The sequence below is a fragment of the Acrocarpospora macrocephala genome (genome assembly GCF_009687865.1).
GTDB classification, from domain to species: domain Bacteria; phylum Actinomycetota; class Actinomycetes; order Streptosporangiales; family Streptosporangiaceae; genus Acrocarpospora; species Acrocarpospora macrocephala.
The window spans coordinates 54,734-70,118 of the sequence record NZ_BLAE01000059.1 but is presented as its reverse complement, the minus strand read 5'-3'; the positions used below and the strand labels follow the sequence as shown (position 1 = coordinate 70,118).

The 15,385-nt window shown below is 67.7% G+C and carries 11 protein-coding genes and 1 tRNA gene; 6 read left to right on the top strand and 6 right to left on the bottom strand.

Features of this window, described 5'->3' with window-relative positions; all coding sequences use genetic code 11:
* Positions 1-329: 329 nt before the first annotated feature.
* The 5 genes from Amac_RS39990 (at position 330) to Amac_RS39970 (ending at position 7,814) form a co-directional block, all read left to right on the top strand.
* Entirely contained in the window at positions 330-743 is a 414-nt protein-coding gene (locus Amac_RS39990; RefSeq protein ID WP_155359638.1) for a RelB antitoxin-like protein, read from the top strand.
* Positions 744-1,220: 477 nt separating this feature from the next.
* Positions 1,221-2,414 (top strand): glycosyltransferase, encoded by a 1,194-nt coding sequence (locus Amac_RS39985; protein WP_155359637.1) that lies wholly within the window; start codon positions 1,221-1,223, stop codon positions 2,412-2,414.
* Positions 2,411-5,494, top strand: a complete 3,084-nt coding sequence (locus Amac_RS39980; protein ID WP_170322903.1) for a non-ribosomal peptide synthetase — start codon at positions 2,411-2,413, stop codon at positions 5,492-5,494. Before Amac_RS39985 ends, Amac_RS39980 begins: the two co-directional genes overlap by 4 nt.
* 319 nt (positions 5,495-5,813) lie before the next feature.
* Positions 5,814-7,139 (top strand): glycoside hydrolase family 43 protein, encoded by a 1,326-nt coding sequence (locus Amac_RS39975; RefSeq protein WP_218041577.1) that lies wholly within the window; start codon positions 5,814-5,816, stop codon positions 7,137-7,139.
* A gap of 108 nt (positions 7,140-7,247) precedes the next feature.
* On the top strand, positions 7,248-7,814 hold the full coding sequence (locus tag Amac_RS39970) for a DUF1707 SHOCT-like domain-containing protein (RefSeq protein ID WP_155359634.1): 567 nt from the start codon (positions 7,248-7,250) through the stop codon (positions 7,812-7,814).
* A 3-nt stretch (positions 7,815-7,817) separates the two neighbouring features.
* Here Amac_RS39970 and Amac_RS39965 read toward each other — a convergent pair whose 3' ends face one another.
* From Amac_RS39965 to Amac_RS39955, 4 genes are read right to left on the bottom strand one after another with little or no spacing between them, the layout of a single operon-like run.
* Complete coding sequence (locus tag Amac_RS39965; RefSeq protein WP_170322902.1) at positions 7,818-8,948, bottom strand: serine/threonine-protein kinase; 1,131 nt, start codon at positions 8,946-8,948, stop codon at positions 7,818-7,820.
* Entirely contained in the window at positions 8,945-10,093 is a 1,149-nt protein-coding gene (locus Amac_RS54050; RefSeq protein WP_170322901.1) for a protein kinase family protein, read from the bottom strand. The genes Amac_RS39965 and Amac_RS54050 overlap by 4 nt, the downstream gene beginning before the upstream one ends.
* On the bottom strand, positions 10,090-12,204 hold the full coding sequence (locus Amac_RS39960; RefSeq protein WP_218041576.1) for a protein phosphatase 2C domain-containing protein: 2,115 nt from the start codon (positions 12,202-12,204) through the stop codon (positions 10,090-10,092). The genes Amac_RS54050 and Amac_RS39960 overlap by 4 nt, the downstream gene beginning before the upstream one ends.
* The gene (locus Amac_RS39955; RefSeq protein WP_170322900.1) at positions 12,204-12,929 is read right to left on the bottom strand and encodes a vWA domain-containing protein; all 726 of its coding nucleotides are present in this window, start codon (positions 12,927-12,929) and stop codon (positions 12,204-12,206) included. The genes Amac_RS39960 and Amac_RS39955 overlap by 1 nt, the downstream gene beginning before the upstream one ends.
* Before the next feature lie 303 nt (positions 12,930-13,232).
* Between Amac_RS39955 and Amac_RS39950 the strand changes: the two genes are divergently transcribed.
* A tRNA-Met gene (locus Amac_RS39950) sits at positions 13,233-13,305 on the top strand.
* A 9-nt stretch (positions 13,306-13,314) separates the two neighbouring features.
* Here the strand turns inward: Amac_RS39950 and Amac_RS39945 are convergent.
* Together Amac_RS39945 and Amac_RS39940 are read right to left on the bottom strand one after the other, a co-directional pair.
* Positions 13,315-14,796 carry a serine/threonine-protein kinase gene (locus tag Amac_RS39945; protein WP_170322899.1) on the bottom strand — a complete coding sequence of 494 codons (1,482 nt, stop codon included), beginning with the start codon at positions 14,794-14,796 and terminating at the stop codon, positions 13,315-13,317.
* A 125-nt stretch (positions 14,797-14,921) separates the two neighbouring features.
* A complete protein-coding gene (locus Amac_RS39940; protein ID WP_155359629.1) occupies positions 14,922-15,377 on the bottom strand; it encodes a hypothetical protein in 456 nt (151 codons plus the stop codon).
* Positions 15,378-15,385 lie beyond the last annotated feature (8 nt).

Sequence of the window (15,385 nt, the reverse complement as noted above, 5' to 3'; positions counted from 1 at the left end):
ACCATGCGTAGCTACGCGATCGGCGCGCCACCATGCGTAGCTACGCGATCGGCGCGCCACCATGCGTAGCTACGCGATCGGCGCGCTACGCCTGCTGAACTTCACCGACATCGCCGAAGGTACCCGCTGAGCACGCGACGACTTCTGCAACCCTCTCATCGCCCTCGGCCTCACAAGGTGAGAATTCCTTCGGACCCAGGGAGGGCGCGGAGGTCGCCTGGGGCGGGGGAACCAGGTGGACCTTCTTCTCCCAGAACGTGGCAAATTCTCGGCTGATCACGGGATCGTTGTGTGACGTACTTGAAGTACTCCAGCATGGAGGTGCCGTCATGAATGCCGTTCATTTCGACAGCTATACCGATGCCCGCACGCACCTCAAGACACTCTTGGACGCTGCGGAACGCGGTTGCGTGGCCACGGTACGTCGCGAATCGGTGCTCACGGCCCTAGTTGATGTCGAGAGGCTACGCCGCTACCTCGCAGCGGTCAGCCCCTCTCATGCTGAGGCGCTTCCCGAGGCCGAGGGGTGGTCGATCTTCATTCCCGGGCTGCCTGTCGCCGCGGATGGGCCGACCTTCGACCAGGCCGTTACGGAGATGATCGAGGCGCTGCGTGAGTACGCCGAAGATTGGCAGGACCACTTGCTTGACGCGCCGAACCATCGGGAGAACTGGGGACTCGTGCAGCTGATCAGTCTCAGCGATGACGACCAGTTGCGTGAATGGTTGGTCGGGGCTCGATGACCTGGTCTCAACCCGCGCGCGACGACCATGATCGATTTTGTCCAATCGAAGGCTGGGGTGCGACACGGAACGCTCGCGGAGGAACGGGAAGCCACCATGTCACACGCGAAGATGAGCCGAGACGATGTCATCGCCAGGCTTCAGAAGTACTGGACTGACGGCGTCTGATCCGGGATCGCCGCTGGGCCTGGCGGGAATGCCTGAAGCACGCACGGCACCTTGACGGTGGAGATCCGGAATCCTACCCTCTTGGCGTGGGAGCGTTCCCACCGGTCCAGTGCCGTGGCGGTTTCGTGTACAGCGGCCGCTGCGGATGTGGGGAGTCGATCCACTGTGCTGCTTCAACGACCAGCGAGTATCGGACATCACCGGGGTGTCGATCGACCGGTCGGAGGGCGGGCTCGATGAGCTGAACCGCTGATTCTGTGTGCCCGGGGGCCCGACGTACCGCGTTCCTTCAGAAGGAGGCTCTCCCCCGTGGCGACGATATTGATGTCCACCCAGGGCACCCACGGTGACGTGCTGCCTTTCATCCGCCTTGGCGGGGCGCTGCGGCAGGCGGGACATGAGGTCACCTTGTTCACGCATGCTCCCTTCGGCGACCGCGTCGCTCGGGCGGGGCTCGAATTCGTCCCCGTCGACACCGTGTCCGGGTACGAGCGGCATATGGCGGACACGACGGCTCTCATCGGCTCGCGCGACCTGTCCTGGAACGCGCTCTTCCGCCGCCACGGGCTGTTCGAGCAGCTTGCCTGGGAGGTCAGGCAGATGGCGGATCGGCACCGGCCCGGTGACACGGTCCTGATCGGACGGCATACCTCCACCTTTTCCGTGCGATTCGCCGCGGAACTGCTCGGCGCTCCCTCGGTGTGGGTCGCGCTTTCCCCGTCGCAGATGATGCTGGTGGGCATGGCCGTGCACAGTTGCCGGACGCAGCTCGCGCCCGGGATGGACGCGGTCCGCCGCGAGCTCGGCCTGGCCGCTGTCACCGACTGGCGGAGCTGGTTCAAGGAGGTCGGCCTCGAACTCGGCCTGTGGCCGGAATGGTTCGACGAGGCGGGGCCGCGTACGCCCCGTCGCGTGGTGCGGACCGGCTTCGTGGTGCCGGACGAGGATCCCGGCGAAGGGCTCCCGGCCGGCGCCGAGGCGCTGCTGGCGGAACGTCCAGTGCTGCTGACCGGTGGCACGAGCAGGATGCAGGACCGCCGCTTCTACGAGGCCGCGGTCGAGGGATGCGCGGGCAGGCCGGTCATGCTGGTGGCGCGCCACGCCGACCTGGTGCCCGACCCGCTCCCCGACGGCATGACGTGGTTCCGGCGGCTCCCGTTCCGCGATGTCGTGCCCCGGGTGGCGGCGCTCGTCCACCATGGCGGGATTGGCACCCTCACCCGCGCGCTGGCCGCGGGCGTCCCGCAGGTCATGCTGGCGGACACGGTGGACCGGCCCGACAACGCGGCGCGGCTGTCGCGTCTCGGCTTGGCCACGTGGCTGCCGAGCAGCAGCTGGAACCGCGACGAGATCTCCGCCGCGGTGGCTGAGGCGGCCGATGACACCGGCTACGGGGAACGGTGCCGGAAGACCGTCGGCGCTCTGGATCCGGCGGCCGGGCTCGCCGAGGCGTGTGCCCGAATCGAACTCCTGCTGGAGCCGGCGACTGGATTGCCGGCGTGAATCCCTTACCGCTCTCAGCCGATCAGGAACGTCTCTGGTTCCTGCACCACGTGGATCCCGGCGATCCCTCCTTCCATCTCTCCCACGCCGCCCGGCTCATCGGCCCGATCGATGTCTCGGCGCTGACCCGTGCGTTTCAGGAGATCGTTACGCGTCACGAAGCGCTGCGCGCCAGGTTTCCGGCCGTGGACGGGAGTCCTTCGCAGGTCATCGATCCGCCCGGAGATTTCGAGCTGGAGACCCTGACCTGCGAGGGACCGGTGGACGCATTGGTGGACGAGTTCGTCACCAGGCCGTTCGACCTGGCACGGGACCGGCTGCTCCGGGTCGCGCTGATCAGGCTGGGCCCCGAGGAACACGTGCTGGGGCTGGTCGCGCATCACATCGTGTGCGACGGGCGTTCGATCGGCATTCTCCTGAGCGAGTTGTCCGTCCTGTACGAAGCCTTCCACAAGAGCGAGCCTTCGCCGCTGTCGCCGTTGCAGGTGCGATGGGCGGATTTCGTCCGCGCGGAGACCGCCGACGGCGAGTCGCTGGCGTACTGGAAGGACCAGCTGGCCGATGTGCCGCCGCTGCGGGTGCCCACCGACCATCCACGGCCGGCCGTCGCCGGAACCAGGAGCGCCCTCTACCCGTACACGATCCGGAGGCCCCTCGCAGCGCGTTTCTCGGCGTTCGCCGCCGTAGCGCGGTGCACGCCTTTCATGGCGCTCATGGCCGCCTACCAGGTACTACTCGCCGCCAACAGCGGTCAGCACGACTTCTGCGTCGGCTTCCCGACAGCCGGTCGGGACCGTCCCGAAGACGATCAACTGATCGGATACTTCGCGAACATCGCGGTGTTGAGAGCGGATCTGTCCGGCGACCCGACGTTCCTGGAGTTGATGCACCGGACCCGGTCCCGCCTGATGACCGCGCTCCGGCATCGGAAGCTGCCGCTCGAAAGACTGCTCACCGCGCTGGACATCGAACGCGACCTCAGCCGCCCGCCCCTGTTCCAGACCACGTTCGGGATGACCTACGACGCGAGCGACCAGGCCATCCGGCTGGCAGGACTGCAAACCGACTGGCTCGAAACCGGCTTCACCCACTCGCCATACGAGCTGAAGCTCGACATCTTCGACCACGGCGGCGAGTGGCTGATGATGCTCGTCTACAACCGCGACCTGTTCGACGAGAGCACAATCGACCGTTTCGCCCGCGACTTCGAATCCCTGCTATCCCGGATCCCTGACAATCCCCAGGTACGGTTGTCGCAACTGACGGCTCCGTCCGGGCGCGAACGTGACCAGCTGATCGACGAATGGAACCGGGCAGCGCCGCCCGCGCGAACCCTGTTCCCCGACCTCTTCCGGGCACAGGTCGGGCTCCGGCCGGACGCGACCGCGGTGAGCTGCGGACCAGTGCGGCTGAGCTACGCCGAACTCGACCGCCGCGCCGACGAACTGGCCGCCCAGCTGGACGTACGACCCGGGGACCGCGTGGCGGTATGCCTGCCCCGCTCAATTGAGGCGCTGGTGGCGCTACTGGCCGTGCAGCGGACCGGCGCCGCGTACGTGCCGCTGGATCCGGGCTACCCAGCCGCGCGGCTGGCATTCGTCCTAGCCGACTGCGGCGCGTCACTGGTGCTGGCCAGCTCGGAAACCGTGACGGCCCTGCCCGGCCACCCGGTCCCGACCGTGCTGATCGACAACCCGCCCCCTGCCCGGCCCGGCTTCACTCGCGCCGGGGTCCGCGGCGCGGACGCCGCCTATGTCCTCTACACCTCCGGTTCGACCGGCCGCCCCAAAGGGGTCGTAGTGCCGCACGCGGCACTCGCCAACCTGCTGGCCGCCATGAGGGACCTGATCGGCGCGACTCCCCAGGACGTCTGGCTGGCGCTGACCTCCCTGTCGTTCGACATCTCCGCCCTTGAGCTCTACCTGCCCCTGGCCACCGGCGGCCGGGCGGAGATCGCCAACGCCGACATCGCGACCGACGGCTTCCAGCAGGTCCACCTGATCCAGCAAGCCGGAATCACCCACGTCCAAGCCACCCCATCCGGCTGGCTCATGTTGCTGGAATGCGGGCTCTACGACCCAGAGCTCACCGCCCTAGTGGGCGGCGAAGCCCTCGGCGGCGAACTGGCGAGCCGACTGCGAACTGCCGCCGGACGGCTGTTCAACGTCTACGGGCCGACCGAGACCACAATCTGGTCGACCGCCTGGCCCGTCCCCGCCAGCCCGGGCGAGGTGCGCATCGGCGGCCCGATCAGGGGAACCCAGGTCTATGTCGTCAGCGATCACCTTGAACTGGTCCGCCAGGGCGTGCCCGGTGAACTGGTCATCGGCGGTGCGGGAGTGGCGCACGGCTACCTGGAACGACCTGGCCTGACCGCCGAGCGGTTCGTCCCCGATCCGTACGGGTCGGCGGGTGGCCGTTTGTACCGGACCGGCGATCGGGTGCGATGGCATGACGACGGCAGCCTGGAATTCCTTGGCCGCGCCGACAACCAGGTCAAACTGCGCGGCCACCGGATCGAACTGGGCGAGATCGAGGCGGCCTGCGAGGCCGTGCCCGGGGTGGCGGCGGCCGTCGTCGCCGTACACGACGAGAACCTCATCGCCTATCTCGTGGGGGACGCGGACTCGGACGGGGTGCGTGCCGCCCTCGCCGAACGCCTGCCCGCCTACCTGGTGCCCGCCCGATTCATCCGGCTCGAAGCGCTGCCGCTGACACCCAACGGCAAACTCGACCGGCGCGCGCTCCCTGCCCCGCAGGCACCCGAGACGAGGTTCGTCGCCCCCAGCGGCGACGCCGAAGAACTGGTCGCCGACATCTGGCGCGAACTGCTCGACCTGGAGCGGGTCAGCGCCGCCGACGACTTCTTCCGCCTCGGCGGGCACTCCCTGCTCGCCGTGCGGGTCACCGCCCGGCTGCGGGCGATCGCGGGAGTGGAACTGCCGATCATGACGATGTTCACCCACCGGACAGTGGCCGAACTCGCCACTGTGGTGGAGGAGCGGCTCCTGAAGGAGCTTTCGGAGCTATCCGACGAGGAAGCCGAGCGTCTCCTGGACAGCCATGGTGGAAAATTCTGAAAATTTCATCCCTGCGACGCTAATGGCGCGCCCGCCGTTCCGCCAAATAGTCGGCGCACATCAGCAGGCCGCGCTTCCGGATCTCGTTGTATTCGAAGTCCGCAGCTTTAAGACCGGCGTCCCGTACTTCTCCGCCCGCCGAAGAGCCCGGTCACCTTGGGATTGACAGGCCAGTCGCCATCGCGTTACGAATACGGCCGAGCCCTCAATTCACCACCGCGTCCCAGCCGTGGTTATGTTAGCGCAAACATCCGCTGTCAAGGACGGTCCCATGCGTGCACCGAGGAGTCACAGGACCCGGAACGCCGCTGCCAGGAGGGTGTTCGCCACCGTTCTGACGTTACTTGCCGCCGTCGCCACGGGCATGCTCCAGCCCATCCCGGCCTACGCCGCCGGCCCGGTCCCGCATTACCTGATGACCGCGTTCACCAACAGCAGCGAGTCGAACATGTACGTCTACGACTCCTTCAACGCCACGAACTACAACCTGGTCCGGGCCAACGCCTACACCCCGCCGTCAGGGTTGATCCGCGACCCGAGCGTGATCCGGCACACCGACGGCTACTACTACCTCGTCTACACCACCAACTGGACGGGCAACACGATCGGCTTCGCGCGCAGCGCCGACTCCGTCAGCTGGACGTTCCTGCGCAACGTCGCCGTCGGCCTCAACGGCTCCACCGGCAGCACCTGGGCGCCTGAATGGTTCAAGGACTCCGACGGCAGCGTCCACGTGATCTTCTCCGCGTCCACGACCGGGACCGCCGGCCAGTTCCGGCCGTACCGGATCACCGCCACCAACACCGCGCTGTCGGCCTGGACCGCGCCGGTCGCGCTGGGCATCCCGGCCAACTACATCGACAGTTTCGTGGTCAAGGTCGGCGGGACGTACCACAACTTCCTCAAGAACGAGACGACCAAGTACATCGAGCACGCCACCGCCACCTCGCTCAACGGGCCGTGGCAGTTCGCCGGGACCGGTAACTGGGCGGGCTGGGGCTCCGGGCTGGAGGGGCCGGCGCTGGCGCGGCTGGCCGACGGCCGGTGGCGGCTGTACTTCGACAACTACACCGGCGGCCGGTACTACTACGCCGACAGCTCCAACCTGTCATCCTTCGGCGGCAAGGTGGAACTGGCCGGGCTCTCCGGCGTGGCCAGGCACTTCACCGTCCTGCGCGAGGACGTCGGCGACACCACGGCCGTCCCCACCGGCAACCGGTCGCTGCGGTCGGCCAACTTCCCCGACCGGTACCTACGTCACCGGAGCGGCCTGGCCTACATCGACCCGCTCAGCGCCGCCGGCCCTCTCTCCGACCGCCAGAGCGCCACGTTCACCGTGGCCGCGGGACTGGCCAACTCTGGCTGCTACTCGTTCCAGTCGGTGAACACGCCCGGCTACTACCTGCGCCACTACAACATGGCGCTCACCCTGCAACGCGACGACGGATCGGCGATCTTCAAGGGCGACGCCACCTTCTGCGGCCGGGTCGGGCTAGCGGGCGGCGGCACGATCTCCTTCGAGTCCTACAACCTGCCCGGCCGCTACCTACGCCACTACAACTACGCGATGCGGCTCGACCTGAGAGAGTCCAGCTCGGTGTTCGCCTCCGACGCCTCCTTCACGATGACCTCACCGCTGGCCTGACGACCCCATGAAGCTCATATTCGAACGGCCACGAGCGTTCCCGCGCTATCGAGATCTGTCGCGTTTGGGGATCGCCATTCCGGCGCCGGAACGAATAGCCTGGATCTCGTGACTGAGCAAAGCGCCGGTGAAATCCACAGGACTCTGCGAGCTTCAGATGCGGACCGCGACGCGGTGTCGGATCGTCTGCGGGTGGCCGCCGGTGAGGGCCGGATCACCCTGGACGAGCTTGAGGACAGGCTCGAAGGCGTGTACGCCGCCAAGACCTACGCCGAGCTGGACACCCTGATCATGGATCTTCCGCAAGGCCGGTCGATGCTCTCCGACGCCCAGCCACTGGTCCTTGAGACCCGTTCCGGAAAGATCACGCAGGTGGGCCGCTGGGTGGTGCCCGAGCGGATCACGGCCACGGTGACGATGGGCACCATCACGATCGACTTCACCGAGGCGGTGTGCCGTCACCAGGAGGTGCGCCTGGAGGCCACCTGCGGGTCAGGCAAGATCATCGTCATCGTGCCGCGCGGCTGGATCGCCGTCGTCGACGGGCTCGTCACGGGCATGGGCCATGTGATCAACAAGGCGCCCGGCTCCGCCGACATGAACGTGACGACGACGCTGCGGCTGAGCGGCAAGCTCGGCATGGGTCGCATCAAGATCAGGTATCCAAGCCGCTGAAAGCTACCCCAGCGTCAGCCCGCACGTCACCCGCCGGCTGCCGATGTACGCGGTGACCGTACAGTTCGCACCTGTTTCCGAGAGCAGCAGCGTGTCGGCATTATGCTGCGCTCTCTCGACCCGGATGTCCGCGTCGGGAACCCGTACGCGGATCATCCACTCGTCCCGATATCGCAGGTAGAGCAGTTCGGCCGGGAAGTCGGCGATCTCGATCGTGCAGCCGGGACCGCCGACCGTGTAGATCTTCGTGCTGTTCAGCTCGTACGACTTCCCGGACACCGTCAGCCGCAGCGGCGGGACATCCGTCCGCGGCTGAACGGGCAGGCCGGGGTCGCGGACGAGCAGGGATTGCAGCAGCCACCACGCCGTCGGCCTTTCCTCGGGCCGCTTGGCCAGGCAGCGACGCACGATCGACCGGAGCGGCTCGGTGATCGGGCCCAGTTCCGGCGGCTGGTTCAGGACGCGGTTGATGATCGCCGGCATGCCGCCCTCGTCGCCGCAGGGCGGCCGCCCAGAGGCCGCGAAAACCAGGGTCGCCGCCCACGCGTACACGTCGGTGGCCGGGCTCGACTTACCCGAGAACTGCTCCGGCGCCATGTAAGCGAAGGTTCCCATCACCACGTTGGTCTGGAGCGCGGTGGCCTCCGCGGCCTGCGCGATCCCGAAGTCCACCACCCGGACGCCATCCAGGCCGAGCAGGACGTTGGCGGGTTTCAGGTCGCGATGCACCACGCCGGCGCCATGGATGGCGACCAGCGCCGTCGCCATCTGGGTGGCCAGCCGTTGCAGCGGGGTATCGGCGATCACGTCCCGTTCGATGACGGCCTGCTGCAGCGATGGTCCGGGAATGTACTCGACGACCAGGTAGGGCTCCTCGCCGTCGACGTCCGCGTCGTACACCACCGCGGTGTGCTCCGGCGGGACTTTCCGCATGAGCAGAAGTTCCTCCGCGAAGCGGCGGCGCGCGTCGGCGTCGTCGGCCCTGCCCAGGTGCAGCACCTTGATCGCCACCTGCGGGCGGCCCGGCCCCTTCGCGAGGAAGACGCACCCCTGGCCGCCGCAACCGATCCGCCCTTCGACCCGGTACGGCCCGATCTTTCGCGGATCTCCACTCCGGAGCGGCTCGACTCTCAAGAAAACACTCCTCCGTTCACGACGATCAGAATCACGATCAGGGCCAGCGCGATCGCGGCGGCCCAGCGCAGCGGAACCGACCAGCGACGCGCCGTCGCTGGCGGCGCCGCCGGTCGGGCGAGCACCGGTACGGGCGCGTCCTGCTCCCGCGGCGGCTGGTAGGACACCGCGGAGAGTCCCTTCGGCCAGAGCTCCCTCGTCTGACGGCCGGTGCCGACGAACATGCGCCCGTCGACCACCGGCCCGAGCCAGGACGAGGCTTCGATCTGCAGCCACTCCCGCATCCCCGGCGGCTTCTCCCATTTGGCGCAGGCGACCAGTCTTTCGACGAGTTCCGGGCTCATCACATGCCCGAGAACCCCGGGCTCGATATCCCAGCTCTCCGACCGCTCCTGAATGCAGCGGATGACCATCCAGGCGAACTTGTAGTAGTCCGATTGCAGGGTGAACGGCTCACCCTGATGCCCGGGCGGCAGTTTGTACTGGTCGGGATCGACTTGCTTCATCGCTCCTTGCCCGCCGGGCGGGATGCAGGAGTCGCAGTCGAGCAGGAAGACGGCGGGTCTGGGGTCGATGGCGAACAGCACGTTCCCCGGGTGCAGGTCCCCGACCACGTATCCGCGCTGGTGCAGCCAGTCCATGGTCTCGAACAGCTGGCCGAGCAGGGCGAGCTTGTACGGCGGCTCGTAATACTCGCGATCGAGCCGCAGGCGCTGGGCTCGACGCACGGACCACTCGAACATCCCCGTGAGGTCGCTGACGCGCCGCGGCATGTCGATCACGACCCCGTCCTCCGGGATCTGCCGCTCGAACATCTCCTGGGGGGCGAGCTTGACCAGGATGCCTTCGGGCCGGTCGCCCCGGCCAACCGCCGACACCGGCCAGGCGCATCGTGCGTCAAGCTCGGCCCGTTCGCTCCGGGGCAGCTCCCGCCGCCAATGGATCATGGTCCGCAGAGCCGGAACGTGCAGGCTCTCCCGGGTCTCCGGGTTGTAGCGCTTCAGCAGGTAGACCTCGTCGCCGGGTCCGTGAACGAGGGTCGGCCGGGTGCTCTGACCACCGCCGTGGAAGCTCATGGTGTCCCGGCCGTCGGCCGGCCGCAACGTGCGCGGAGAGATGATCCAGTCGGAATCGCCCACGTTCATGCCACTTCGGTGTCATGCTCGCCGCCCCAAATGGCCACGACCGTACGATCGTCGTGGAACCCGGAGGCACGGAAATCTATGTATCGGAGGAATTCCAGAATTCCAGGTGGTTTCTTCCATTTCTCCGCCACGTGCTGCGCGAACCCGGTGCGGCCGTCGCCAAGGCTGTCGTGGAATCCGTCCGTGGTGATGATGAGCAGACCGTCCGCCTGCCACTCCCGCCGGTCGATCCGGACGGCGTGCGGGGCGCCGGGCAGCGACCTGGTGACGTTCTCCAGCATCGGGGCCTTCGGTTCCGCCGTCACGATCGGCTGCCAGTACCCCTCGGCCAGCAGCAGGGCCGGGGAGTCGCCCACCGCGGCGCAGACGACCTCTCCAGGGCCTTCGGCGGGAATCACCACCGCGGTCAGCGTGGTGGCCGGCTTGGCCGACGCCTTGGCCTGCGCCTGGCCCGTCGCCGGCGAGTCGACGGCTTCCGTGATGGCGCCGGCGATGCGCTCCATCACCTGATACCAGTCCAGGCGCGGGTCCGTGGCGAGATCATCGTCGATGATGCTCAGCGCGCGAGCGACCGCGGCCGTGGCGGCGATTTCGGCGCGTACGGCGCTGCCGAGGCCATCGGCCACGACCGCGATCACCCAGCGGCGGTCCGAGCTGAGGCGCACGCCGTACGCGTCCTGGCGGGGTTCGCCGTCATAGGAGTGGGTGCGTCCGCGGACGCTGGCCGCGCGGACCGTCGTCTTCCCGATGAGGCCCCAGTCCAGCGCGGTCCCGGCGATCGCCGAGGTGACCACGGGCGGCAGCCGTACTCTGATGGGCTTCGGCGGGCGGCCCGCGACGAAAGGTTCGTTCTCACCCTCGGGGTCGTCCTGTCTCGCGTGCTCCAGCACCTGAGTCGCACTTACAGATTCCTCCGGATCCTGTGCGCTGACTTCATCCTCGGCTGTCTGTGCGGAGAGAAGCTGGTTGCCTGCGGTTAGGCCGGGTGGCAGTGGGTCTGAGACGTGGGCGGGCGTCGAGGTCGGTTCCAGGCCGGATTCGTCCTCCCCCAGCCTGTTCCTCCGTGGGGAGGGCCCGAACAGGCGGAAACGGCGTACCAGCCAGACCGACCCGCTCAACAGCAGGAAGGCGGCGATGATCGCTCCGGACGGCAGGAAGTTCAGGTCGGGTGCCTGCCCGCAGGAACCGGCGCACGGGCTCGTCGACTGCGCTACGGGCGCCAGCTTGGGGCCCTTGTCGTCCAGCCACCGCCGTGCCGACTGGGGGAAGGAGGCCGGGCCTGCGGCCACGGCCTTCCGCACCGCGGTGGCGTCCAGCCTGGTGGCCACCTCCCGGAGCAGCTGCCTGGTCGCGTCGTCGATGCCGGTGGTGACAGCGAGGAGAGTACGCTCCGGCAAGAAGCCGTCCGGCGTCCGCGCGGTCTTGTACCCGGAACGCGACGTCATGGTCTCGGGCACGATGGCGATGGGCACGTCGCGCCCTTCAACGGCCTTCCTGAGCTTGTCCGGCTTCTCGAAGCTCAGCTTGAGCAGGGGATACCGGGTCTGCAACTCCGTCGTCAGGCCGCTGCCGAACGTCTCGCGCACGGTGACGTCTTTTCCCGCGAGATCGCCCGGCTCCTGTCCTGGGGTGTTGGCGAAGAACTTGGTCACCTGCTCTGACTTGATCTCGTTGCTGTCGAAGATGAGGATGTCCTTCCGCACCACCGGGAGTGGGGCCACCACGACGTGTGACTGTGGCAGCCGCCCCGGCAGTTCGGACTGGAACTCCTGCGATCGGACCGCCTGGAACTCGGGCCCGGCCAGGTGCTCGAGCAAATCGAGGTCGTAGACGAGGCTCAACGTGGCCGGAGCCCCCTGCTCCTCGATCGTGGTGTCCTCGATGAACTTGGTCTCGGCGCTCCGGCCGGTCTGTCGCAGCGCCTCGGCGAACAGCATCGCGATGTAGTTGTCTTCCGCGAGCCCGAACGACTGGATGGTGATGGGATCTTGGGCCACCTCGCCGGCCGGGGACGCGGCACGATGGCCCACGTCCGTGTCGCCGGCGGCGCATCCAGCCAGGCCGCAGGCGACCAGAAGCAGGCCGGCGGCGATTCCCGCGCGGGATCGCATCACCATGCTCCGCAATTGATCTGCCGCATGCCCTCGGGCACCTGGATGACGAAGTCGGGGCCGGTGACGGAGGCGCTGATGCTGATACAGATCGACTCGACGATCTCTTTGACCACCGTGGAGGGGTTCTGCCCGACCTTGGCGACATAGGCCAGCTTGTTGCCGTGAAACTCCGTCGCCACCTGGCAGAGCGTCTGTTCCTTGACATCGCCGAACCCCATCGCCACCACGTGGGCGGGGAAGGGCCTGGCCGGGTCGACCAGCCGGTCGCGCATCGGCAGCCAGACTTCCGCCGGCTGGTCCTCGTGACCGACGTACGGATTGCCGTCGGTCACGAAGAACACCACCGGCATCTTCCGCCGGTGATCGCGCTCCAGCCTGACACAGTCGGCTTCGATGATCGGGGCAAGCTTTTCGAACACATCCGCGTAATTCGTCTGGCCGCCCTTGGGCAGGATCGGCACATTGATCGCGTTGACGGGCCGGGTCAGCGGGAGGATCACCTCCGCCTGATCGTGGAAGGCGACGATGGAGACATGGGCTGCCTCGCTGACCTCCGGGCTGCTGGATTCCAGCTCGAACAGCAGCTTCCGGACGCAGGGGGCGAGGCTGTCCCAGGGTGCGGGCCCGTCGGAGCGCTCGGCCCACATGGAATGGGACACGTCACAGACGATGTAGAAGGGGAACGCCCGTGGTCGCAACCCGTAGACGGGTTCCAGATTCACCGTGTAAGGCGAAGTCGGGTGGTATGTCCCGGAGGGCTGCGACATTGATCACCTCTGTTGAATGGCCGTCACGGACCTAGGGGCACTCCGTTGGAGCGTTCCTGTCCGTAAGATGCGCGGGATCCATCACAGGTTTACCTGTTGGCACACATTTTTCTTGATATAGCTACAGAAGCTATCTCCATAGTCAGCTATATTCGGATAAATCACCATATCTTGGGGCATTCTCAGCCGTGTGGGCGGCGAGAAAATCCGTTGAGGGGAGATGGTGCGTGGGCAAAGCTTGGAGTGCCCAGGAGGTGAGGCGGGTGGGGGCGCTGGTGTGCCCGGTGGTTTCATAAGCCGCTGAAGGCGGGTTCGATCCCCGCACCCGCCACCCGCGTGCTCAGTGAGCGGCCAGGATCGCGGCGTTGACGAGTTTGGCGGCGCGGTCGGCGGTGGCGAAACCCGGTCGAGGGCCCGAGTAGTACAGGGACGCTGTCACGTTGGCGGTTTTGAACATGACGGTCGTCTGGTGGTAGCCGTCGGCTTGGCGGGTCCAGCTGTAGGTGGCGTTGCCGACGGTCCGGGTGGCCCGCAGGCGGGTGGCGGGGTAGCGCTTGGGCTCGTCCTCCATGGTCGCCCGGATCCCGTCGTACGCCGACTGGGTGACCTCCAGGTTCACGAACTGGGTTTTCTGCAGGTTGATGAACGAGGTGTTGTTGGGGCCCGTCCACATGCACGAGCCGTGGGTCTGGAACTGGCGCTTGACCGCGCCGCCCAGGAGGACCCGCGCCTGGGCGGGGGTGAGGAGGTCACACGCTTCGGGGTCGGCGCGGAGCAGCGGGGTCGCCTCGGCCGTGGGTTCGGACGACGGTTCGCCGGTGCCGGTGCCATTGGCGGAGCTGCTCGTGCTGGGAGTGGCGGCGAATGACGGGATCAGGTCGTCGCGCCACAGGACCACACCGGTGATGGCGAGCAATGTCACCCCCAGGACGCCGCCGACGATGAGCGGCGTCGGGGAGCCACGGCGGGGGCGCGGGGCCAGCGGGGCGGGCATGGTGGGGCCGGTGGGGATGCCGCCTCCGGCGATCGCCTGGAACTGGGCGGCGGCATAGCCGGGCGGGCAGCGGCGGGCCGGGTCCTTCTCCAGGATCGCGGCCAGTACGGGCGCCAGCGGCCCCGCCAGCCGCATCGGATGCGGCTCGTGCATCAGCACCGCGGCCATGATCGCCGCGGGGTTCTCCCGGTGGAACGCCGTGGTCCCCTCGACAGCCGTGTACAACGTGGCGCCCAGCGACCACAGATCGGCCAGCGGCCCGTCAGGCTCGCCACGCAGGCGTTCTGGAGCCATATATCCGGGCGAACCGCTCAGCAGGCCGGTCTGCGTCAGGGCCACGTCGCCCGCCACGGTCGCGATGCCGAAGTCGGTGAGCAGGACCCGGCCCTGGCCGGTGATCAGCACGTTGCCCGGTTTGACGTCCCGATGCAGGATGCCCATGGAATGGGCGGCGTTGAGCGCGTCCAGCATGGTCAGCCCGATCTCGGCGACCCGCTGCGGCGGCAGCGGCCCGCCGGTACGGACGATCTTGTCGAGGGACTGCCCCCGGACCAGCTCCATGATGATCCACGGGCGCCCGCCGTCCAGGACCACGTCGTGCACGGTCACGATCGACGGGTGGGAACGCAGCCGCGCGGCGGCGCGGGCTTCGCGCAGGGTGCGCTCGCGCATCTCGACCAGCTGGGCTTCGCCGAGGTCAGGCGGAAGCAGCACTTCCTTGATCGCGACCTCTTGGCGGAGGAGTTCGTCCATGGCGTGCCAGACCGTGCCCATGCCACCCTGGCCGATGGGCGCAATAAGCCGGTACCGTTCGGCGAGCAGGGTCACTTCGCGAATCCCCACATAGGTCGGGGATCGGTAAAGTCCGCCACGGTGTTTCTCCTCAGGTGTTTTCCGGCGGGTCAAACCGTACTTCATCACACGGTCCCGGCTCATCCTGAAGGAGCGAAGTTCTAGTGGTGGACCCTTCTGTGGTGCCTTATCAGGGCGGCCACGCCCGCCGCGACGGCGGCCGCGGTCACGTAGCGGGCGCGGTGCTTTCGCGGCGGCGTTTCGGAGGCCGGCCGGGCAGGGGTGGTCTCCGGTGATGTGTCATGCCGGGTGTGGGCGGCGACGACGTCGTTGACGGGAGGCGCTTCGTTCATGCGCCTGGCGTTCTCGGCAAGGTCGTCGGATATGTCGGGCCGGCGTGGTGGTTCGATCGGTGGCCAGATCAGCATGGCGGGTGTCGGGTCGGCGGTGGACGGGGTTGCCGCCTCCGGCCGGGCGGTCGCCGCAGGCCGAATCTGGGGCACGTTGAGCGAGAGCGAGACGCTGTCCGGCAGTTGCTGGCCCATCTCCGCCCGCCGCGCTCCCACTTTGCCTGCCGTAACCGGCTCGGCCACCGCTCTCGGGTCAGTATCGGTCATCGACACAC